Here is a 22,589-nt window from a genome sequence, read left to right as displayed (position 1 = left end):
AAGGCCGTTTAGTTTGCTGGTTAGTGCGGTTATCGAAGGGAAAAACCGCCTCCCGTGAACGAGAGGCGGTAAAAACAGTTATTTGACGCAGCTGGCGCACTGCGAGGACTGGATTTGAGCGAAGAAGTCGTTGCCTTTGTCATCCACGAGGATAAACGCCGGGAAATCTTCCACTTCGATTTTCCAGATCGCTTCCATACCCAGCTCCGGGTATTCGACGCATTCGAGGCTCTTGATGCTGCTTTGGGCCAGCACCGCCGCCGGGCCGCCGATGCTGCCCAGGTAGAAGCCGCCGTGTTTGTGGCAGGCGTCGGTAACCTGTTTGCTGCGGTTGCCCTTCGCCAGCATGATCATACTGCCGCCGTTGGCCTGGAGCAGGTCAACGTAGGAGTCCATGCGCCCTGCGGTGGTCGGGCCGAGCGAGCCGGAGGCGTACCCTTCCGGGGTTTTGGCCGGGCCGGCGTAATAGATCGGGTGATCTTTCACGTACTGCGGCAGCCCTTCGCCGTTATCGATGCGCTCTTTGAGTTTGGCGTGGGCGATGTCGCGCGCCACGATGATGGTGCCGGAGAGCGACAGGCGGGTAGAGACCGGATATTGCGACAGTTGCGCCAGGATGTCGCTCATCGGGCGGTTAAGGTCCACGCGCACCGCTTCGCCTTCCCCTGCGCGTTGCAGTTCTTTCGGGATGTACTTGCCTGGATTATTTTCCAGTTTTTCAATCCAGATGCCCTGGCGGTTGATTTTGGCTTTGATGTTGCGGTCTGCCGAGCAGGAGACGCCCATGCCCACCGGGCAGGACGCGCCATGACGCGGCAAACGCACCACGCGGATGTCGTGGGCGAAGTATTTGCCGCCAAACTGGGCCCCGAGACCGAGTTTTTGCGCCTCTTCCAGCAGCTCTTTTTCAAGCTGGATATCGCGGAATGCCTGGCCGTGCTCATTACCTTCCGTCGGCAGGCCGTCGTAATATTTGGTGGATGCCAGCTTCACGGTTTTTAAGGTCGATTCCGCCGAGGTGCCGCCGATGACGAACGCAATGTGATACGGCGGACAGGCTGCGGTGCCAAGGCTACGCATTTTCTCCACCAGCCAGTTTTTCAGCTTGCCGGGGCTGAGCAACGCTTTGGTTTCCTGGTACAGATAGGTTTTGTTAGCTGAACCGCCGCCTTTAGCGATGCACAGGAATTTGTACTCGTCGCCGTCCACGCTGTAGAGGTCAATCTGCGCCGGTAAGTTGGTGCCGGTGTTCACCTCTTTGTACATATCCAGCGCGGCATTCTGGGAGTAACGCAGATTATCTTCGGTGTAGGTGTTATAAACGCCGTGCGCCAGCGCCGCTTCATCACCGCCGCCGGTCCAGACACGCTGGCCTTTTTTCCCGACGATAATCGCGGTGCCGGTGTCCTGGCAGGTCGGCAAAATACCTTTGGCAGCAATTTCTGAGTTGCGTAAAAATTGCAGGGCCACATACTTGTCGTTTTCGCTGGCTTCCGGGTCGGCCAGAATATCCGCTACCTGCTGCTGATGGGCCGGGCGCAGCATAAACGAAGCGTCATGGAAGGCGTGTTGCGCCAGCAAGGTCAGCGCCTGCGGTTCGACTTTAAGGATCTCCTGGCCTTCGAATTCGCTGACGCTGACGTGATCGGTGCTCAACAAATAGTATTCGGTATCATCCTTTTTGAGCGGAAAAGGGTCCTGATAATGGAAGGGTTTGTTTGACATTGTTCTCTCACTGACAGCCTAAGTTTAACTATTATTCATTCAGCACATTGTCCATGTGCCGTGTGCAAAAGCGAGTGCTGACATGCTACACAATTTTTTAACAAAAACTGAGACAAAGACGACTTTTTACCATCCGGGGTTACTTCACCACGAATTGTTGGTTTAATACAGCAAGTTAATTCCACCTTGTTAAAGGCTTAATCATGCAAAAACTCATTAACTCAGTGCAAAACTATGCCTGGGGTAGCAAAACTGCGCTTACAGAGCTGTACGGCATTGCCAATTCTGAAAATCTGCCGATGGCGGAATTATGGATGGGGGCGCACCCGAAAAGCAGTTCGAAAATTGAGGGCCAGGACGGTAGCCTTCACGCTTTGCGTGACGTGATTGATGCAGATAAGTCAGCCCTGCTGGGCGACGCGGTGGCAACGCGCTTCGGCGAATTGCCGTTCCTGTTTAAAGTGCTGTGCGCCGACCAGCCGCTGTCTATCCAGGTTCACCCCAACAAGCAGGCTTCCGAAGACGGCTTCGCCAAAGAAAATGCCGCGGGCATCCCGCTGGACGCGGCTGAGCGTAATTACAAAGATCCTAACCACAAGCCGGAACTGGTGTTTGCGTTAACGCCCTTCCTGGCGATGAACGCCTTCCGCGAATTTTCTGACATTATCGCCCTGCTCCAGCCGGTGGCGGGCGCGCATACTGCTATCGCTCATTTTCTGGAAAACCCCAATGAAGAGCGGCTGAGCCAGCTCTTCGCCGGCTTGCTGAGTATGGAAGGCGAGAAAAAATCCAGGGCGCTGGCCGTGTTGAAAGCCGCACTCAACAGTCAGCAGGGCGAACCCTGGCAGACTATCCGTATGATTTCAGCGTTTTATCCGGACGACAGTGGCCTGTTTTCTCCGCTGCTGCTGAATGTGGTGAAACTCAACCCTGGCGAGGCGATGTTCCTGTTTGCCGAAACGCCGCATGCTTACCTGAAAGGCGTGGCGCTGGAGGTGATGGCCAACTCTGACAATGTGCTGCGCGCGGGTTTAACGCCGAAGTACATCGACATCCCGGAACTGGTGGCGAACGTGAAATTCGCGCCGCGCGCCGCCGACAGCCTGCTGACCGCGCCGACGCGCGACGGCAATATGCTGGACTTCCCGATCCCGGTTGAGGACTTTGCTTTCTCTTTGCATGACCTGACCGCCGACCCCGCCACGCTGAGTCAGCAAAGCGCTGCTATCCTGTTCTGCGTAGAGGGTGAAGCGACCCTCACTCAAGAGGCTCAGACGTTGACGCTTCACGCGGGTGAATCTGCCTTTATCAGCGCCGCCGACGCCCCTGTTGGCATCAGTGGCAATGGCCGTTTAGCCCGGGTTTATAATAAGCTCAACTAAGTTACTGATCTTTTAGAAAGGCGTTGCTAAGCTTTATCCAGCACGTCATTCATCATGCCAGACGATGAGAGGTCGTCTGGCTTTATTTTTTAGGGATAAACCATTATGAAAAAATCTCTGGTTGCCGTCGGTGTGATTGTCGCTCTGGGCGTAGTGTGGACCGGCGCGTCCTGGTACACAGGCAAACAACTCGAATCGCGGATTGCTGGCATGATCGCCAACGCCAACAGCGAACTGAAGCGCAGCGCACCGCAAGCGGGCGTTGAGTTAGGCTATCAGAATTATCAGCGCGGCGTATTCTCCAGCCACCTGCAACTGGTCGTTAAACCTATCGAGGGCGTCGCCAATCCGTTGATTAAACCTGGTCAAAGCGTGGTGTTTAATGAAGACGTCAGCCATGGCCCCTTCCCGCTTGCACAATTGAAAAAGCTTAATGTGATCCCGTCGATGGCGTCGGTTCGCACCACGCTGGTCAATAACGAGGCGTCAAAACCGCTGTTTGACATGACCAAAGGCCAGTCGGTATTCGATTCCCAAACCCGCGTAGGCTACAACGGCAGCACAGCTTCAGAGATTACGCTTGCGGCGCTGAATTACGAAAACGCCGAAGAGAAAGTGGCGTTCAGCGGCGGCACATTTACTCTCGACGCCGACGGTGAAGGCAACGAAATCAGCCTGAAAGGCGATGCGCAGAGCGGTCTGGTCAGCGCGGTCAACGAATACGGCCAGCGGGTGCAGATGACCTTCAACGGCCTGAAATCCGATGGTTCCAGCAAACTCACCGAGTTTGACGAGCGCGTCGGCGCACAGAAACTGTCGGTTGAAAAATTTGCCGTGGCGATAGAAGGCAAAGAAATGGCGGTCATTGATGGCCTTCATCTGGACGCGAAATCTGACGTCGGCCAGGACAAGAAAAAAATCGACAGCGAAATCAACTACGTAATGGATGCGCTGAAAGTGCAGAACCAGAACCTGGGCAGCGGCAAACTCACCGTGAAAATCGGCGGGATCGACGGCCAGGCATGGCATCAGTTCAGCCAGCAGTATAACGGTCAAATCCAGGGGCTGTTAACCGACCCTGCCGTCCAGGACAATCCGGCGCTTTATCAGCAGAAAGCATTAGAAATCCTGATGGCTAACTTCCCGCTGCTTCTGAAAGGCGACCCGGTAGTGACCGTAGCCCCGCTGAGCTGGAAAAACGATAAGGGCGAAAGCGCTTTCAACCTGTCGCTGTTCCTGAAGGATCCTTCCGCGAACACCACGCCTGCCACGACACCGGAGCAGCAGCTCGACCGGGTGGTGAAATCGCTGGAAAGCAAACTGGTGATCCCGGTCGATATGGCGACCGAGTTTATGACCCAGATCGCCCGTCTGGAAGGGTATCAGGACGACCAGGCTGAGAAGCTGGCCTCTCAGCAGGTGAAAGGCCTTGCGGCCATGGGACAGATGTTCCGCATCACCTCGATGGAAGACAACAACATTGTCTCCAGCCTGCAATACGGCAATGGCCAGGTCACGCTGAACGGACAGAAAATGCCGCTGGCAGATTTCGTGGGTATGTTTGGTTTAGCGGGTGATGCCGTGCCGGTACCCGTCCCGGTTCCGGTGCCTGTCCCGGTTCCTGCTCCGGCGACCCCGCCTGCCGCCGTACCGCAGCAGTAATTGTAAATGGCCTCGCAAGAGGCCATTTTTATTTACGCTTTATCAACCTTCCTGCCAGTACGTGATGCCGGTGTGCTTCATCGCTGCGCTCGATGCGTTGAGCCATACGCTCGGCAGCCTCACGCCCCATCTCCTGTGCCGGCAGCGCCATCCAGGTGACGGGAATATCTTCAAGCTTTTCGTCGGATAGTTCAGTAAAAGCCCCTAAGGCTACGCTGCGGTCAAAGTAGCTTTCCAGCCCCGATTCGCCGCTTTGCAGCCCGGCGCGCATCAGCCCAAACCATGCGCCAAGCGCGATAGTGCTGTTATGACAAATGACTGCGCTGATGGTGGGATTGTGGCGCAGCAATGCGCTGATGGCCTCTGCGGCCTGCTTCTGGCTGTTTTCGCACTCCACCACCCATTCGCTGTGAAAAGGCAAACCGTATTGCAAAAGCGTGGCGCAATACCCGCCGAGCCGTTCGGCGCGGGTCAGCGAACCGCTGTTGCCGCCCAGCCAGGCGATACGCTGGTGTCCCTGCCTGATCAGATGTTCCGTGAGCATCTGCGCCGCCTGGAGGTTGTCAGGGCGCAGCGTGTCGGCTTCATCGAGGTAGCTGGCGCGTGAAGCAAACACCAGGGGAATGTCTCTCTGCTGCGCCTTTGCACGCAGTTCCGCGCCCATTCCCGCTGCGCCCGCGATAATCACCCCATCGACACCCTGATTCAGTAAAGTATCAAAGCAGTGCAGCATCTGCTGGCCGTCTTGTCCGCTCTGGCTGAGCAGCAACATCCTGCCCTGCTTTTCCAGCGTATCGGTGAGCCCGGCGATCAACTGCGCGTAAAAAGGATGGCAGACGTCCCGGGCAATCAGACCGATGACCCCACTTTGCCCGCCGCGCAATGCCGACGCCTGGCGGTTACGTACAAACCCCAGTTTTTCGACGGCTTCATTGACGCGCAACCCGGTCGCCGCCGAGATACGGCCTTTGCCGCTGAGTACCAGCGAGACGGTACTGACCGATACGCCCGCCTCCAGCGCCACGTCGTTAATCGTAATTTTCTTTTCCTGCATCATCCGGCAGGCGCTCCTGACTGTCGATAAAACGTTTTATCAGTATCGGACTATTATAAATGTTTCTCAGTGATAAATTGTGACTGGCTGCTCATTAAAATTTGATAAAACGTTTTATCTTGCGCTGCATCACTAAACACTGACGTTTATCAAGGAGCCGCTATGGCGACATCACCCCCCCAAAAAATCACTCTCTGGGAATTCTTTCAGCAGTTGGGCAAGACGTTTATGTTGCCCGTCGCCCTGCTTTCGTTTTGCGGCATTATGCTGGGGATCGGCAGTTCCCTGAGCAGCCACGACGTCACCACCCTGATGCCTTTCCTGGCGAATCCGGTACTGCAATCCCTCTTCGTCTGGATGAGCAAAATCGGTTCGTTTGCGTTCAGTTTCCTGCCGGTCATGTTCTGTATCGCCATCCCGTTAGGGCTGGCGCGTGAAAATAAAGGCGTTGCCGCGTTCGCTGGTTTTGTTGGCTTTGCGGTGATGAACCTGGCGGTGAACTTCTGGCTGACGGCGAAGGGGATTTTGCCCACCAGCGATCCAGCGATCCTCAAGGCCAATAATATTCAGAGCATCCTCGGCATTCAGTCTATCGACACCGGGATCCTCGGCGCGGTTATCGCCGGGGTAATCGTGTGGCTGCTGCACGAGCGGTTTCACAGCGTGCGTCTGCCGGATGCGCTGGCCTTCTTCGGCGGTACTCGCTTTGTCCCCATCGTGACGACCTTTGTGATGGGCCTGGTGGGCCTGGTGGTTCCGCTCATTTGGCCGTTCTTCGCCATGGGCATTAACGGGCTTGGTCATATTATCAATAGCGCCGGGGATTTTGGCCCGATGCTGTTCGGCACCGGCGAGCGGCTGCTGTTGCCCTTCGGCCTGCAGCACATTCTGGTGGCATTGATTCGCTTTACCGATGCGGGCGGCACCCTGGACGTCTGCGGCCATACGGTGAGCGGCGCGCTGACCATTTTCCAGGCCCAGCTAAGCTGCCCGGAAACGCACGGTTTCGCAGAAAGTGCCACCCGCTTCCTCTCCCAGGGTAAGATGCCGGCGTTCCTCGGCGGCTTGCCGGGCGCGGCGCTGGCGATGTATCACTGCGCGCGTCCGGAGAACCGCCATAAGATCAAAGGCCTGTTGATCTCCGGCGTGATCGCCTGCGTCGTGGGCGGCACCACCGAACCGCTGGAATTCCTGTTCCTGTTTGTCGCGCCGCTGCTGTATTTAATCCACGCGCTGCTGACCGGCCTTGGCTTTACCATGATGGCGGTGCTGGGCGTGACCATCGGCAACACTGACGGCAACGTGATCGATTTTGTGGTATTCGGCATTCTGCACGGCCTGTCGACTAAGTGGTATATGGTGCCGGTGGTGGCTGCGGTGTGGTTCGTGGCTTACTATGCGATTTTCCGCTTCGCCATTACCCGCTGGAATATCAAAACCCCTGGCCGTGAGAGTGAAACCGCAAACGTTCAGGAAAAACTGCAGGCTGGCGCGCCGGGTAAATCGGGCTATAACGTCCCGGCAATACTGGCGGCGCTGGGCGGCGCGGAGAATATTGTTTCGCTCGACAACTGCATCACCCGTCTGCGTCTGTCGGTAAAAGAGATGTCGCTGGTGGATGTCGACGCGCTGAAAGCCCATCGCGCCATAGGCGTCGTGAAGCTTAACCAGCACAATCTCCAGGTTGTCATTGGCACTCAGGTTCAATCTGTAAAAGATGAAATGGCTAACCTGATGAATATGGTCGAAGCATAAAATGAAGGCCCCTTCGCGTCACGAAGGGGCATGGCTTAAGGAAGGACGATGTTTGATTTTTCTACCCCGGTGGATCGTCACGGCACCTGGTGTACCCAGTGGGATTATGTCGCCGACCGCTTCGGCACTGCGGATCTGCTGCCCTTTACCATTTCTGATATGGATTTCCCCGCGGCTCCCTGCATCCTCGATGCGCTGAACCAGCGGCTCGCCCACGGCGTTTTCGGCTACAGCCGCTGGAAGCATGACGATTTTCTTTCTGCCATCAGCCACTGGTTTGCGACGCGCTTTCATGCACAGATTGATCAAGACGCCGTGGTTTATGGGCCGTCGGTCATTTATATGGCTTCTGAAATGATTCGTCAGTGGTCGAATCCCGGCGATGCGGTGCTGATCCATACCCCGGCTTATGATGCCTTTTATAAAGCCATTGAGGGCAATCAGCGTCAGGTGTTGGCCGCGCCGCTGCAAAAAAAGGCTAACGCGTGGTTATGCGATATGGCGCAACTGGAGGCGCTGCTGGCGCGCCCGGAGTGCAAAGTCATGCTGCTGTGCAGCCCGCATAATCCCACCGGCAAGCTGTGGAGCCGGGATGAACTGTTGACCATGGCGCAGCTGTGCGCCCGCCATGATGTGCGGGTAATCAGCGATGAAATTCATATGGATATGGTATGGGGCGGCCAGCGTCATATCCCCTGGAGCGAAGTGGGTGGCGATCGCTATGCGCTGTTCACCTCCGGCTCAAAAAGCTTCAATATCCCCGCGCTGACCGGTGCCTGGGGGGTGATTGGCGACACGGCGGATCGGGCAGCTTATCTCTCGGCGTTGAAAGGCCGTGACGGGCTCTCCTCCCCGGCGGTGCTGGCAGTGGCCGCGCATATCGCCGCGTACCGGGACGGCGCGCCCTGGCTCGACGCGTTGCGCGACTACCTTGAACACAATATGCAGTACATTGCCCAGCGGCTGAATCAGGCTTTTCCGCTGCTAAACTGGCAGCCGCCTGAAGCAACCTATCTGGCATGGATTGATTTACGCGCGTTACACATTGACGATGCCCTGCTGCAAAAAAATCTTATTGAACAGCAGAAGGTCGCCATTATGCCGGGCGATACTTACGGCGATGAAGGGCGCGGCTTTGTCAGGCTCAACGCCGGTTGCCCGCGCGTCAAGCTGGAAAAAGGCGTCGACGGACTCATTAATGCGATACGCGCCTGCATGGCGTAACGGCATTGTGGTATTGTGTCGCCGCAAAAAAACTGCGGAGCCATTATGCGTAAAACAACCTGGATACTTATTGCCGTCGCCATTGTGGTGTGGGCAGCCAGTCAGGCTGGCTGGATCTGAACAAACCCGGGAAACCGGGTTTTTTATTGGCAGGCGATCGCTTGTTGCGCAACAACGAACCACTTGATGCGCAAACAACAGATTGTTGCGTGCATGGGGGGTGACAAACCCTTTATAATAAAATGCACTTTATTCAAAAAACGCGTGAACTCCGCACGCAAATTCAAAAAGAGTGCAACTATGATTGATACGACTCTGCCGTTAACCGATCTGCATCGCCATCTCGACGGCAACATTCGCCCGGAAACGATCCTCGATCTGGGCCAGCAGTTTAACCTTCCCCTGCCGTCCCACACGCTTGAAGGATTACGCCCCCACGTTCAGGTCATCGAAACCGCCCCCGATCTGGTGAGCTTTTTAAGCAAGCTGGACTGGGGCGTAAAAGTGCTCGGCTCTCTCGACGCCTGCCGCCGCGTCGCGCGGGAGAACGTCGAAGACGCCGCGCGTCAGGGGCTGCATTATGTCGAGCTGCGCTTTTCGCCCTGGTATATGGCAATGAACCACAACCTGCCGGTGGCGGGCGTGGTGGAAGCGGTGATTGACGGCGTGCGCCAGGGCGCGCGGGAATATGGCGTCGAGGTCCGTTTGATCGGCATTCTGAGCCGCACCTTTGGTGAGACCGCCTGCCTGAATGAACTGGATGCGCTGCTGGCGCACCGCGACCAGATCACCGCGCTCGATCTGGCGGGAGATGAACTGGGCTTCCCGGGCAGCTTGTTTTTAAATCACTTTAATCGCGGCCGCGATGCGGGCTGGCGCATAACGGTCCATGCCGGCGAGGCCGCCGGTCCGGAAAGTATCTGGCAGGCCATTCGCGAACTGGGTGCCGAGCGCATTGGTCATGGCGTCAAAGCCATCGAAGATCCGGCGTTGATGGATTTTCTCGCGGAGCAGAAAATCGGTATTGAGTCCTGCCTGACGTCCAATATCCAGACCAGCACCGTGCCGTCGCTGGAGGACCATCCGCTTAAGCGCTTCCTTGAGCACGGTATTCTGGCGACGATTAATACCGACGATCCGGGCGTTCAGGGTGTGGATATTATTCATGAATACCAGATTGCCGCCGTACAGGCCGGGCTGTCGCTGGATCAGATGCGTACCGCCCAGCGCAACGGGCTGGAAATCGCCTTCCTGTCGGAGAGCGAAAAACAGGCCCTGCGGGATAAAATCGCTAAAAGTTAAAAAAAACGCGCCGAAAGGCGCGTTTTTTATGGCTGAAGTGAATTACGTCAGGCTAAGCGTTGAGCGATGCCTGGCGGATTCAATCCCCAGTTCAATCAGCTCCATAACGCGGATCGCCTGGCTGGCGGGCACCGGGTTCTCGCCCTGGCCGTTAAGCGCATCGCGGATTGCCGCATAGTAAGCCGGATAGTTGCCCGGCACGGTCAGCAGGGTTTGCGCGTCCAGCTCATCGCCGGAAGCCAGGGTCAACACGCCATCACGCATATCGTAGCCCCAGTCTTGTTGCGGCAGCCGCTCGCCCGCTTTCAGGCGATCTTCCTGTGGGTCGAGACCAAATTTGACATAACTGCCCCGGGTGCCGTGCACGATATAACGCGCCGATTCGGCTGCCGCCAGCATGGTGCTATGCAGTACTACGCGGCGCTGTGGATAGGTCAGCACTGCGTGAAAATAATCGGTGGTTTGCGCATCCGGACGCAACTGCGCCATATCGACAGTGATACTGACCGGTACGCCGAACAGCACCAGCGCCTGGTCAATCAGGTGCGGACCTAAATCGTACCAGATACCGCTTCCGGGACCGGCTTGTTCGCGCCAGCGATTACGCACCTGCGGGCGATAGCGATCAAAGTGCGATTCAAAATAGCTCACTTCGCCCAGCCTGCCTTCGGCAATCAGGCCCTTGAGGGTCAGGAAGTCGCTATCCCAGCGACGGTTATGGAATACCGACAGCACCAGACCGCGGCTTTTCGCCAGCGCCTCCAGCTCGCGCGCTTGTGACAACGTCACGGTAAAGGGTTTATCCACCACCACATGCTTTCCCGCTTCCATGGCAGCGCGAGCCAGGGGGAAGTGGGTGTCGTTAGGGGTGGGAATGACGATAAGATCGATATCAGGATCGTTGAACAGCTGTTTGGGGTCGGAGACTACGGAAACGCCGGGCCAGTCGGCGTGTACTTTAGACGCATCGCTACTTGAGACCGCCGCCAGGGTCATTCCCGGCGTACCGACAATCAGCGGAGCATGGAAGGTTTTACTGGCATAGCCATACCCAATTAATCCAACACGCACGTTATCGCTCATTTACATTCCTCTCGTCTATGGACGAAGGTATTTCACACTATTCGCTTCCCGGTAACAACTGTTAATCCGGTTTGCTCTGTCAGTGTAGCCGTTGTCAGGAGGGCGTATAAAACGCAGCGACCCGTCAGGTCGGGATCTCGTGTTACCTGAAAGAATAACCCAGCGCCCTGTGATAATTAATGTTTTACCAATGACAACGATTTGTGAAATATAAAAAGAAGTGATTTATCCTTTTTCAGTGTGAAGTTGATAATAGCGTTTAAGGATAAAGCCGTATTACGCAACTCACGTATCGTCACATCCCGGCATAAACCAACCTGGTCACATTTCACCCGATACAGTATCTAACCCGGCTACGTAGCTGAAAAGTTTCTATCGTTATCATAAGTTTATTGCCAGATATGCGTAATATAGCTATCTTGAGATCTACGCGTTACGTCGGGCCTTTTACTCTTTTTCGGGTTAAGCCCGGAACACATGATATATCTTCCACCCAACGCTGAATATGACTCCGCTTCGTTTACTTATTAACGTGTGCCAGCACGTAAATATTGCTCATGATATTAAGGACAGGAACGACCCATGACCGTTCAGGATTATTTATTTAAGTTTCGTAAAATCAATTCGCTCGAAAGTCTTGAGAAATTGTTCGATCACCTCAACTATTCCCTGGAAGGGAGTGAAGAGATTATCAACATGTACCGGGCTGCCGACCACCGCCGCGCAGAGATTGTCTCCGGAGGGCGATTGTTTGACCTGGGCCAGGTGCCCAGGTCCGTCTGGCGCTTCGTTCAATAAGCCCGGGTAGCTTTTAGCGCAAAAATCCTTATAATTCTTGCGCTGAAATTCACGTAGCGAATAGCGTTAATGAACTGCCCCGCCGGAGGTAAAATGACCACCACGCCAGCACTGCGTATCGGGGGATGGCTGTTAGCCCCTCTCGCCTGGCTTTTGCTGACCTTACTGAGCACATCATTAGTGGTGGTCATGTATTTTACCGCCCTGCTCTCGCCCGAAACGCGTCAGGCGCTTGGTCAGCAAGCGGGGCAGGATGCCCTGTGGGTGTATGTGTCCCTGCTTTCGGCGGTATCAATGTGGAGTTATACCCTGTGGCTGACCATCGGTTTTTTTAAACGCCAGGCAAAGGTGCCGAAGCACTATATTATCTGGCTGTTGGTTTCGGTGTTGCTGGTGCTGAAATCCTTTGCGTTTTCGCCGGTGTCCGATGACGCGATTGTGCGCCAGCTGGTGTTTCAACTGATCGCCGCCGCGCTGTTTGTCCCCTATTTCAAGCGTGCGCAGCGCGTTAAGCTGACTTTCGTCAATCCTTAATAACCTTACAGATTCTCTGTTGTCGCCATGTGATCCATGTCCGATAATAGGCGGCTATTTTTGTTCCAGGTCGGATAATGACTGATTACTTGCTGTTATTTGTTGGTACTGTGCTGGTCAATAACTTCGTGCTGGTGAAGTTTCTTGGCTTATGCCCGTTTATGGGGGTTTCCAAAAAACTGGAGACGGCCATTGGCATGGGGCTGGCGACCACGTTCGTGATGACTCTGGCGTCGGTTTGCGCCTGGCTTATCGACAATTTTATTTTGATCCCCCTCGACCTTATTTATCTGCGCACCCTCTCTTTTATTCTGGTGATTGCCGTTGTGGTGCAGTTCACCGAAATGGTGGTGCGCAAAACCAGCCCGGCACTGTATCGGCTGCTGGGTATTTTTTTGCCGTTGATTACCACCAACTGTGCGGTTTTAGGCGTGGCGTTGCTGAACATTAACCTCGGCCACAATTTTCTCCAGTCGGCGCTGTACGGCTTTTCGGCGGCGGTGGGCTTCTCCTTTGTTATGGTCCTGTTCGCGGCGATTCGCGAGCGGCTGGCGGTGGCCGATGTGCCCGCACCGTTTCGCGGTAATGCGATTGCGTTAATCACCGCCGGGCTGATGTCGCTGGCGTTTATGGGCTTTAGCGGGCTGGTAAAAGTGTCATGAGTACCGTCTGGATCGCGATTTTATCCCTGGGCTCACTGGGGCTGGTGTTTGGCCTGCTGCTGGGCTTCGCTTCACGGCGCTTCGCCGTGGAAGAAGACCCGATTGTCGACAAAATCGATGCGATTCTGCCCCAGAGCCAGTGCGGCCAGTGCGGCTACCCCGGCTGTCGGCCTTATGCCGAAGCGGTAGGCAATCAGGGTGAACATATCAACCGCTGCGCACCCGGCGGCGAAGCGGTAATGCAAAAAATCGCCACCTTATTGAACGTCGATCCGCAGCCTGTCGGCGGCGATGACGCCGCTCCTGAGCCGGTGCGGATGCTGGCTGTGATTGACGAAAACAACTGTATCGGCTGCACCAAATGTATTCAGGCATGCCCGGTTGACGCCATCGTGGGCGCTACCCGCGCGATGCATACCGTCATGAGCGATCTGTGCACCGGATGCAATCTGTGCGTTGACCCGTGCCCGACACGTTGTATTGAATTACGACCTGTCGCGACCACAACGGAAAACTGGAAATGGAATCTGGACAGTATTCCGGTTCGAATTATTCCTGTGGAACACCATGCTTAAATTATTTTCTGCCTTCAGAAAAGAGAAAATCTGGGATTTCGACGGCGGCATTCATCCGCCGGAGATGAAAACCCAGTCCAGCGGCACCCCGCTGCGCCACGTGCCGTTGCCTGGCCGTTTTGTTATTCCGTTGAAGCAGCACATCGGCGCTGAGGGTGAGCTGTGCGTTCAGCCTGGCGATCGCGTATTACGCGGCCAGCCGTTAACTCGCGGTTGGGGCCGGATGCTGCCGGTACATGCGCCGACCTCCGGCACCGTGATCGCCATCGCGCCGCACAGTACCGCGCACCCTTCCGCGCTGGCGGAACTGAGCGTAATTATTGAACCGGACGGCGACGACCGTTGGATCGATCGCGACGGCTGGCAGGATTATCAACAGCGCAGCCGGGAAGCCTTAATCGAGCGTATCCACCAGTTCGGCGTGGCCGGGCTGGGCGGCGCGGGCTTCCCTACCGGGGTAAAACTCCAGGGCGGCGGCGATAAAATTGAAACGCTGATCATTAACGCGGCGGAATGCGAGCCCTACATCACAGCGGATGACCGCCTGATGCAGGAGTGTGCAGCGCAGATTGTCGAAGGCATTCGCATCCTGGCGTGGATCTTAAAGCCGCGTGAAGTGCTGATCGGCATCGAAGATAACAAACCCCAGGCCATCTCTATGCTGCGGGCGGTGCTGAGCCACGAGCACGGCATGGCGTTGCGCGTGATCCCGACCAAATATCCCTCCGGCGGAGCCAAACAGCTGACACAGATCCTGACCGGCAAACAGGTGCCTCACGGCGGTCGCTCTTCTGATATCGGCGTGCTGATGCATAACGTCGGCACGGCCTATGCCGTTAAGCGCGCAGTGATTGACGGCGAACCCCTGACCGAGCGCGTCGTGACGCTGACCGGTGAATCCATCGCCAACCCTGGCAACGTGTGGGCGCGGTTGGGTACGCCGGTGCGTCATTTACTTGAGTTTGGCGGTTTTTGCCCCGCCAGCGATCAACTGGTGATTATGGGCGGCCCGCTGATGGGCTTTACCCTGCCCTGGCTTGATGTGCCGGTGGTTAAAATCACTAACTGCCTGCTGGCACCTTCCCCTGATGAAATGGGCGAGCAGCAGGAAGAGCAGCATTGCATTCGCTGCAGCGCCTGCGCCGACGCCTGTCCGGCGGATCTGCTTCCTCAGCAGCTTTACTGGTTTAGTAAAGGACAACAACACGACAAAGCCACGGCGCACAACCTTGCCGACTGTATTGAGTGCGGCGCCTGCGCGTGGGTTTGCCCGAGCAACATTCCGCTGGTGCAGTATTTCCGCCAGGAGAAGGCAGAGATCCGCGCCGTTCAGTTGGAAGAGCAACGCGCCGCCGAAGCTAAAGCGCGTTTTGAAGCCCGCCAGCAACGGCTGGAGCGGGAAAAAGCCGCGCGTCTGGAACGGCATAAGAAAGCGGCTGTCCAGCCGGATGCGCAAGATCAGGACGCGATTCAGGCCGCGCTTGCCCGCGTAAGAAATAAGAAAACGGCTGATGTGATTGTGGTACAGGCGAACAGCGAACCGGACAACCAGGCCGTCATTGCCGCCCGTGAAGCACGCAAAGCCCAGGCGCGTGCGCGTCAGGCCGAAAAAGCGGCAACGGTTGCGCCTGAATCGACGAACCGCGAAGCTACTGACCCGCGCAAAGCCGCGGTGGAAGCCGCCATCGCCCGCGCCAAAGCCCGCAAACAGGCAACCGCCGAGCCGGGAGACGAAACCGCCAGCGACGCGCCGGTCGATCCGCGCAAAGCCGCAGTGGAAGCTGCCATCGCCCGCGCCAAAGCCCGTAAACAGGCAACCGCCGAGACGGTAGACGACACCGCCAGCGACGCGCCGGTCGATCCGCGCAAGGCCGCGGTGGAGGCTGCCATCGCGCGCGCCAAAGCCCGTAAACAGGCGGCGCAACTGGAATCTGCAAATGACGAACCTGTCGACCCGCGTAAAGCCGCAGTCGCAGCGGCAATTGCCCGCGCCCAGGCCAAAAAAGCCGCTCAGCAGGCTGTGAACGAGGAATAAATGGTTTTCAGAATCGCAAGCTCCCCTTATACCCATAATAAGCGTCAGACCTCGCGCATCATGATGCTGGTCTCACTGGCGCTGCTGCCCGGTATTGTGGTGCAGTGGTACGACTTCGGCTGGGGATCGTTAATTCAATTACTGCTCGCTATCGTCAGCGCGCTGGCGGCAGAAGGCCTGGTATGTAAACTGCGCAAGCAGCCGCTGTCAGGCATGTTGGGCGATAACTCCGCGCTGCTCACCGGGCTGCTGTTGGGCATCAGTATTCCTCCCCTGGCGCCCTGGTGGATGGTGATCCTCGGCACAGGGTTCGCCATCATTATTGCCAAGCAGCTCTACGGTGGATTGGGCCATAATCCGTTTAACCCGGCGATGATCGGCTATGTGGTGCTACTGATCTCATTCCCGGTCCAGATGACCAGTTGGTTGCCGCCACTGAGCGTTGCTGCGGTGCAGCCGGATTTACTGGATACGCTGCGAATGATCTTTACCGGCCATACCTCCAGCGGCGACACGCTGATTCAACTGAAGCTGGGCATTGACGGCGTGAGCCAGGCGACGCCGCTGGATAGTTTCAAAACCGGCCTGCGAGCCGGCAGCGACGCGGCGCAGTTGATGAATACCCCGATGCTGAGCGGCGTGCTGGCGGGGCCAGGCTGGCAGTGGGTCAACGTGGCGTTTCTGACGGGCGGCGTGTTCCTGCTCGTCAAAAATCTGATCCGCTGGCATATTCCGGTGAGCTTCCTGCTGTCACTACTGGTCTGTTCCCTGCTCGGCTGGCTGATTGCGCCGGAGCAGTTCGCCTCTCCGCTGGTGCATCTGTTCTCCGGTGCGACCATGCTGGGTGCGTTCTTTATCCTTACCGATCCGGTCACCGCCTCCACCACTAATCGTGGTCGTTTAATCTTTGGCGCGCTGGCTGGCGTGCTGGTTTGGCTGATCCGCAGCTATGGCGGCTATCCGGATGGCGTGGCGTTTGCCACGCTGCTGGCGAACATGACCGTGCCACTGATCGACTATTACACCCGCCCGCGGGTTTACGGGCATCGCTAAGGAGCGCTTATGCTGAAAACCATGCGAAAACATGGCGTGACGCTGGCGCTGTTTGCCGCGTTCTCCACCGGTCTGACCGCAGCCATTAATGAACTGACCAAAAATACCATTGCCCATCAGGCGGCCGTGGTACAGCAGGCGCTGTTCGACCAGGTATTCCCAACCGATAAATACGATAACGACCTGCAACAAAGCTGCTTGTGGGTTAACGACCCGGCGCTCGGCAAGGGCGAGCATCGTATTTATGTGGCGCGTAAAGGCGATAATCCGGTTGGCGTCGTGATGGAGGCCACTGCGCCCGACGGCTATTCCGGGGCGATCCAACTGCTGGTGGGCAGTGATTTCCAGGGAACCATCTGGGGCAGCCGCGTCACGGAACATCATGAAACGCCGGGACTTGGCGATAAAATCGAACTACGTATCAGCGACTGGATCACCTCGCTGAGCAATAAACATATCCAGGGTGCGGACGACGCCAGCTTTGCCGTAAAAAAAGACGGCGGCCAGTTTGACCAGTTTACCGGGGCGACGATTACGCCGCGCGCGGTGGTCAATGCCGTGAAGCGCGCCGGACTGTATGCTGAAACGCTGCCTGAAAAACTGTCCGGTTTACCGGCCTGTGGAGAACCCTGATGAGCCAGATGAAAGAGGTTGTGGTACAGGGGCTGTGGAAAAACAATTCCGCGCTGGTGCAATTACTCGGACTGTGTCCCCTGCTGGCGGTGACCTCTACCGCGACTAACGCGCTGGGGCTCGGTCTGGCCACCACGCTGGTATTGACGCTGACCAACACCGCAGTTTCCGCGCTGCGTCGCTGGATGCCCCCCGAAGTGCGCATCCCGATTTACGTGATGATTATTGCTTCGGTGGTCAGTGCGGTGCAGATGCTGATCAACGCGTATGCGTTCGGGCTTTATCAGTCGCTGGGGATCTTTATTCCGCTGATCGTTACCAACTGTATTGTGATTGGCCGCGCCGAAGCGTTTGCCGCGCGCAATAGCATCGCAATATCCGCACTTGACGGCTTTGCTATCGGCCTTGGCGCCACCAGCGCGATGTTTGTGCTGGGTTCGATCCGGGAAATTATCGGCAACGGAACGTTATTTGACGGGGCGGATCAGCTGTTGGGTAGCTGGGCGAAAGTCCTGCGTATCGAAATTTTCCATACCGACACGCCTTTTTTACTGGCGATGCTGCCGCCGGGGGCGTTTATTGGCCTGGGTCTGATGCTGGCGGTGAAGTACCTGATTGACGAGAAAATGAAAACCCGTCGCGCTGCCACGGCTTCTGTGACCGATGCGGTCGACGCCGATGCTGAGAAAGCGTAATGAACAAAGCGAAACGTCTGGAAATACTCTCGCGCTTGCGCGAACACAATCCCCATCCCACCACCGAGCTGAATTTCAATTCACCGTTTGAGTTGCTGATTGCGGTGCTGCTCTCCGCCCAGGCGACAGACGTCAGCGTCAATAAAGCCACCGCCCGGCTTTACCCGGTGGCGAATACCCCTCAGGCGATGCTGGAACTGGGCGTGGACGGCGTAAAGGAGTACATCAAAACCATCGGCCTGTTTAACAGCAAAGCCGAGAACGTGATTAAAACCTGCCGACTGTTAATCGAAAAGCACCAGGGCAACGTGCCTGAAGATCGTGCAGCGCTGGAAGCCCTGCCCGGCGTGGGGCGTAAAACCGCCAATGTGGTATTAAATACCGCTTTCGGCTGGCCGACTATCGCGGTAGATACTCATATTTTCCGGGTGTGCAACCGCACCGAATTTGCCCCAGGTAAAAACGTCGAGCAGGTTGAGGAGAAGCTGTTAAAAGTGGTTCCAGCCGAGTTTAAGGTGGACTGCCACCACTGGCTGATCCTGCATGGCCGTTATACCTGCATTGCGCGCAAACCGCGCTGCGGCTCGTGCATCATTGAAGATCTGTGTGAATACAAAGAGAAAGTCTACTCCTGACGCTGACACCTGCCGCTCAATGGCAGGTTCTTTCCGCACAATGCACCGCCAATTAGCCATATCATTATGATAATTCACTAAGGCTAATCGTCCCTCCCGGTCAATCGTTCTTTTTCGTCCAGAAATTTCTATAAAAATGTGACAGAAATCACATCGGCAACATGATGTTAAAGCGGTGTGATTTTTTTCTTAATTTATCATCAGCATTGTTATTTTTTATCTTCACGAGCCAACACATTCGACCACTTGTTGTTTATAAACCGGACTTTATCACTGGCTTTTAAACTGGAAAGCAGAATATATCACCTGATCGGGCAATCTGATAGCAACAGACGGATATTCGAACTGTTAATTTTATCGTACTGAAATTTAACTCTGGATGAGGTTTCAATGAGGCGACTAAAATTCTGCCCGCAAGATATGTAACAGAGTATTGCAAAGCTCTTGTCTGAGAAGCCAGGATAGTGAACATTACCCGCCGTTTCCCCTCCTTATAACAACAAGCGACTGCCCGCAATGGCATCACGCTGAGTTTTTTCCCCATTAATATGGGACGTAAAAAAAGAGGTATATGTGTCGACTGCAAACAATAAACCAACCGAAAGCGTCAGCCTGAACGCTTTTAAACAACCGAAATCGTTCTATCTGATCTTTTCCATCGAGTTATGGGAGCGTTTTGGTTTTTACGGCCTGCAAGGGATCATGGCCGTCTACCTGGTTAAACAGCTGGGTATGTCAGAAGCGGATTCAATCACCCTGTTCTCCTCCTTTAGCGCGCTGGTCTATGGCCTGGTGTCTATTGGCGGCTGGCTGGGTGATAAGGTACTGGGTACAAAGCGCGTTATCCTGTTAGGCGCAATTGTGCTGGCGATTGGTTATGCGCTGGTTGCATGGTCGGGTCATGACGCCGCCATCGTTTACATCGGTATGGCGACTATCGCCGTGGGTAACGGCCTGTTTAAAGCCAACCCGTCTTCCCTGCTCTCAACCTGCTACGCGAAAGATGACCCGCGTCTCGATGGCGCATTCACCATGTATTACATGGCGATTAACATTGGTTCATTCTTCTCGATGCTGGCGACACCGTGGCTGGCCGCGCAGTACGGCTGGAGCGTGGCGTTCGCGCTGAGCGTAGTGGGTATGCTGATCACCGTGGTCAACTTCCTGTTCTGCCGCGCCTGGGTTAAAGATTACGGTTCTCAACCGGATTTCCAGCCGGTGCACTTCGGCAAACTGCTGGCCACGCTGGCAGGCATCGTCGTGCTGATCACTATCGCGACCTGGCTGCTGCACAACCAGGGTATCGCGCGCATGGCGCTGGGCTTTATCGCGCTGGGCATCGTGTTTATCTTCGGTAAAGAAGCTTTTGCCATGCAGGGCGCGGCACGCCGTAAAATGATCGTGGCATTCATTCTGATGCTGGAAGCGATTGTATTCTTCGTTCTGTACAGCCAGATGCCGACCTCGCTGAACTTCTTCGCTATTCGCAACGTTGAGCATGCGATTCTGGGTATCTCTTTTGAGCCGGAACAGTATCAGGCGCTGAACCCGTTCTGGATCATGATTGGTAGCCCGATTCTGGCCGCTATCTATAACAAGATGGGCGACCGTCTGCCGATGCCGCATAAATTCGCCATCGGTATGGTGATGTGTTCTGGCGCGTTCCTGATCCTGCCAGTAGGGATTAAATTCGCCAACGACGCCGGTATCGTGTCCGTTAACTGGCTGATTGCCAGCTATGCGCTGCAGAGCTTCGGTGAACTGATGATCTCCGGTCTGGGCCTGGCGATGGTTGCGCAACTGGTTCCACAGCGTCTGATGGGCTTCATCATGGGTAGCTGGTTCCTGACTACGGCAGGCGCTAACCTGATTGGCGGCTACGTCGCAAACATGATGGCGGTGCCGGAAAACGTCACCGATCCGCTGCAGTCGCTGGAAGTGTATGGCCGCGTATTTATGCAAATCGGTATCGCCACCGCGGTGATTGCCGCGATCATGATCCTGACCGCGCCGAAACTGAACCGTATGACGCAGGACGACGAAAAATCTGCTAAAGCCATTGATACCGCTACGGCGTAATCCTCCTCACCGGATAAAAGCTCGCTTCGGCGAGCTTTTTTTTTGACATTATCGGTCACACAATTTTCGTTAAAATGCCTGAATCCCAACGCGTTACTGTGTAGTATCAGTAAATCTCGATCCCCCAATGCGTTAAGGAAATGTCCATGAAACTGTTTTATAAACCCGGCGCGTGCTCCCTCTCTCCGCATATCGCACTGCGCGAGGCGGGCCTGGATTTCACGATGGAGAAAGTCGATTTAGCGGCGAAAACCACCGAGCACGGTGCTGACTATCTGGCAATCAACCCGAAAGGCCAGGTACCGGCGATACAGCTTGAAGATGGTTCGCTATTGACCGAAGGCGTCGCCATTGTGCAGTTTATCGCCGATAAAGTACCGGATCGCCAGCTGCTGGCCCCGTCGGGCAGTATGACGCGCTACCACACCCTGGAATGGCTGAACTATATCGCCACCGAGCTGCACAAAGGCTTTACGCCGCTGTTCCGCCCGGATACGCCGGAAGAGTTTAAACCCATCGCCCGCAAGGCGCTGGAGAAGAAGTTGCAATACATCGACGACGAACTGGCAGATAAGCAGTGGCTGCTGGGGCTGCGTTTCACCGTAGCGGATGCCTATCTGTTTACCGTGCTGCGCTGGGCCTATGCCATCAAGCTGGATATGAGCGCGTTTTCGAATATCGCCAGCTATATGGAACGTGTCAAAGCACGTCCGGGCGTAGCGGCGGCGCTGGCAGCGGAAGGTATTGCTTAAATTGCCCGCGATGCCTCCGCCCGGAGGCATCGTTTTAAATGCTTACACCACGCTGGCGTTAAAACGCACCTCAGGTTTAGCGATTTGGTCCTGCGCAGCAACCACCTGCAACTCGTACTCCTTCATCTCTTTGGTCACCGCCATTACGCCGTAAACGGCTGCCGTGACGTGCTCGAGCGCATCGCGCAGGGTCGCGCCCTGTAACAGTTTGACCAACAGCAATCCACTGGTGACATCGCCGACGCCCACCGGCTGACGCGCGCCGAAATCCACCAGCGGGCGGCTGATATGCAGCGCCTCGTCGGCAGTGACCAGCAGCATTTCGAATTTATCCAGCCGGTAACCGGCGCGGGCCAGGTGCTTAATCAACACGATTTGCGGGCCCTGCGCGATCAGCTCACGGGCTGCGCTAACGGCTTGATCGACGCTATTCACCGCGTGGCCGGTCAGGATCTCCAGCTCGATGAGATTAGGCGCGATGATGTCGCTGGCGGGCATGGCGTAGCGGGTATGGAATTCCGCCACGCCGGGGGCGACGATGCAGCCCTTCTCCGGATGCCCCATCACCGGGTCGCAGAAATATTTCGCCGCCGGATTGGCGGCTTTAACCTGGCGAACGATGCCGAGGATCTGCTCGCCCTGTTCCGCCGACCCTAAATAACCGCTGAGCACCGCGTCGCAGCGCTGAAGCTGACCGATATCGGCGATGCCCTGAACAATGTCGCTAAGGTGGTTCGCCGGCATCACGCAGCCGGTCCACTGCCCGTATTGGGTATGATTTGAAAACTGAACGGTATTCAGCGGCCAGACGTTTGCGCCAAGACGACGCATCGGGAATTCCGCGGCACTGTTACCGGCATGGCCGAATACCACGTGGGATTGAATCGCGAGGATGTTTTTCATCTCTGTTTCCAACAACTTTACTGACGACAACAGGCTTTATTCAGACAA

Annotated in this window: 20 protein-coding genes; 16 read left to right on the top strand and 4 right to left on the bottom strand. The window is 56.0% G+C overall.

Going from position 1 to position 22,589, the window contains the following annotated elements:
* Positions 1-78 precede the first annotated feature (78 nt).
* Positions 79-1,725, bottom strand: coding sequence for a class I fumarate hydratase FumA (fumA, locus tag GV764_RS10745; protein ID WP_161660146.1), 1,647 nt, complete (start codon positions 1,723-1,725; stop codon positions 79-81).
* Positions 1,726-1,928: 203 nt separating this feature from the next.
* Between fumA and manA the strand changes: the two genes are divergently transcribed.
* Together manA and GV764_RS10735 are read left to right on the top strand one after the other, a co-directional pair.
* Positions 1,929-3,107 carry a mannose-6-phosphate isomerase gene (gene manA / locus GV764_RS10740; protein ID WP_161660145.1) on the top strand — a complete coding sequence of 393 codons (1,179 nt, stop codon included), beginning with the start codon at positions 1,929-1,931 and terminating at the stop codon, positions 3,105-3,107.
* A gap of 105 nt (positions 3,108-3,212) precedes the next feature.
* Positions 3,213-4,769 carry a YdgA family protein gene (locus GV764_RS10735; RefSeq protein WP_161660144.1) on the top strand — a complete coding sequence of 519 codons (1,557 nt, stop codon included), beginning with the start codon at positions 3,213-3,215 and terminating at the stop codon, positions 4,767-4,769.
* Positions 4,770-4,797: 28 nt separating this feature from the next.
* On the opposite strand, the gene malI is transcribed toward GV764_RS10735, so the two are convergent.
* Positions 4,798-5,826 carry a Mal regulon transcriptional regulator MalI gene (gene malI, locus GV764_RS10730; protein WP_161660143.1) on the bottom strand — a complete coding sequence of 343 codons (1,029 nt, stop codon included), beginning with the start codon at positions 5,824-5,826 and terminating at the stop codon, positions 4,798-4,800.
* A 159-nt stretch (positions 5,827-5,985) separates the two neighbouring features.
* On the opposite strand from malI, the gene malX reads away from it, so the two are divergent.
* The 3 genes from malX to add all read left to right on the top strand — a co-directional run bounded on the left by malX (position 5,986) and on the right by add (position 10,104).
* Complete coding sequence (malX, locus tag GV764_RS10725) at positions 5,986-7,578, top strand: maltose/glucose-specific PTS transporter subunit IIBC (protein WP_161660142.1); 1,593 nt, start codon at positions 5,986-5,988, stop codon at positions 7,576-7,578.
* Positions 7,579-7,626: 48 nt separating this feature from the next.
* Complete coding sequence (locus GV764_RS10720) at positions 7,627-8,802, top strand: MalY/PatB family protein (RefSeq protein WP_161660141.1); 1,176 nt, start codon at positions 7,627-7,629, stop codon at positions 8,800-8,802.
* A gap of 300 nt (positions 8,803-9,102) precedes the next feature.
* Positions 9,103-10,104, top strand: coding sequence for an adenosine deaminase (gene add, locus GV764_RS10715; protein ID WP_161660140.1), 1,002 nt, complete (start codon positions 9,103-9,105; stop codon positions 10,102-10,104).
* A gap of 42 nt (positions 10,105-10,146) precedes the next feature.
* On the opposite strand, the gene GV764_RS10710 is transcribed toward add, so the two are convergent.
* The gene (locus tag GV764_RS10710) at positions 10,147-11,187 is read right to left on the bottom strand and encodes an oxidoreductase (RefSeq protein ID WP_161660139.1); all 1,041 of its coding nucleotides are present in this window, start codon (positions 11,185-11,187) and stop codon (positions 10,147-10,149) included.
* 582 nt (positions 11,188-11,769) lie between these two features.
* On the opposite strand from GV764_RS10710, the gene ydgT reads away from it, so the two are divergent.
* The 11 genes from ydgT to gstA all read left to right on the top strand — a co-directional run bounded on the left by ydgT (position 11,770) and on the right by gstA (position 21,638).
* Positions 11,770-11,985, top strand: a complete 216-nt coding sequence (ydgT, locus tag GV764_RS10705; RefSeq protein ID WP_161660138.1) for a transcription modulator YdgT — start codon at positions 11,770-11,772, stop codon at positions 11,983-11,985.
* Between the two features lie 93 nt (positions 11,986-12,078).
* The gene (locus GV764_RS10700; protein WP_161660137.1) at positions 12,079-12,519 is read left to right on the top strand and encodes a DUF2569 domain-containing protein; all 441 of its coding nucleotides are present in this window, start codon (positions 12,079-12,081) and stop codon (positions 12,517-12,519) included.
* A 77-nt stretch (positions 12,520-12,596) separates the two neighbouring features.
* Positions 12,597-13,181 (top strand): electron transport complex subunit RsxA, encoded by a 585-nt coding sequence (gene rsxA / locus GV764_RS10695; protein ID WP_161660136.1) that lies wholly within the window; start codon positions 12,597-12,599, stop codon positions 13,179-13,181.
* Entirely contained in the window at positions 13,178-13,756 is a 579-nt protein-coding gene (gene rsxB, locus GV764_RS10690; protein ID WP_161660135.1) for an electron transport complex subunit RsxB, read from the top strand. Before rsxA ends, rsxB begins: the two co-directional genes overlap by 4 nt.
* Positions 13,749-15,791: an electron transport complex subunit RsxC gene (gene rsxC, locus GV764_RS10685; RefSeq protein ID WP_161660134.1), complete on the top strand. Its 2,043-nt coding sequence runs from the start codon at positions 13,749-13,751 to the stop codon at positions 15,789-15,791. The genes rsxB and rsxC overlap by 8 nt, the downstream gene beginning before the upstream one ends.
* Entirely contained in the window at positions 15,792-16,844 is a 1,053-nt protein-coding gene (gene rsxD, locus GV764_RS10680) for an electron transport complex subunit RsxD (RefSeq protein ID WP_161660133.1), read from the top strand.
* A gap of 9 nt (positions 16,845-16,853) precedes the next feature.
* A complete protein-coding gene (rsxG, locus tag GV764_RS10675; protein WP_161660132.1) occupies positions 16,854-17,477 on the top strand; it encodes an electron transport complex subunit RsxG in 624 nt (207 codons plus the stop codon).
* Positions 17,477-18,172: an electron transport complex subunit E gene (locus GV764_RS10670; RefSeq protein WP_161660131.1), complete on the top strand. Its 696-nt coding sequence runs from the start codon at positions 17,477-17,479 to the stop codon at positions 18,170-18,172. The genes rsxG and GV764_RS10670 overlap by 1 nt, the downstream gene beginning before the upstream one ends.
* The gene (nth, locus tag GV764_RS10665; protein WP_161660130.1) at positions 18,172-18,807 is read left to right on the top strand and encodes an endonuclease III; all 636 of its coding nucleotides are present in this window, start codon (positions 18,172-18,174) and stop codon (positions 18,805-18,807) included. The genes GV764_RS10670 and nth overlap by 1 nt, the downstream gene beginning before the upstream one ends.
* A gap of 573 nt (positions 18,808-19,380) precedes the next feature.
* Positions 19,381-20,886, top strand: a complete 1,506-nt coding sequence (gene dtpA, locus GV764_RS10660) for a dipeptide/tripeptide permease DtpA (protein WP_161660129.1) — start codon at positions 19,381-19,383, stop codon at positions 20,884-20,886.
* Between the two features lie 146 nt (positions 20,887-21,032).
* Positions 21,033-21,638, top strand: a complete 606-nt coding sequence (gene gstA / locus GV764_RS10655) for a glutathione transferase GstA (RefSeq protein WP_161660128.1) — start codon at positions 21,033-21,035, stop codon at positions 21,636-21,638.
* A 42-nt stretch (positions 21,639-21,680) separates the two neighbouring features.
* Here gstA and pdxY read toward each other — a convergent pair whose 3' ends face one another.
* A complete protein-coding gene (gene pdxY, locus GV764_RS10650; protein WP_161660127.1) occupies positions 21,681-22,541 on the bottom strand; it encodes a pyridoxal kinase PdxY in 861 nt (286 codons plus the stop codon).
* Between the last annotated feature and the right edge of the window lie 48 nt (positions 22,542-22,589).

This window comes from Atlantibacter hermannii, assembly GCF_009907385.1.
GTDB lineage: Bacteria > Pseudomonadota > Gammaproteobacteria > Enterobacterales > Enterobacteriaceae > Atlantibacter > Atlantibacter hermannii_A.
This window is presented reverse-complemented; position numbering and strand designations above follow the sequence as displayed.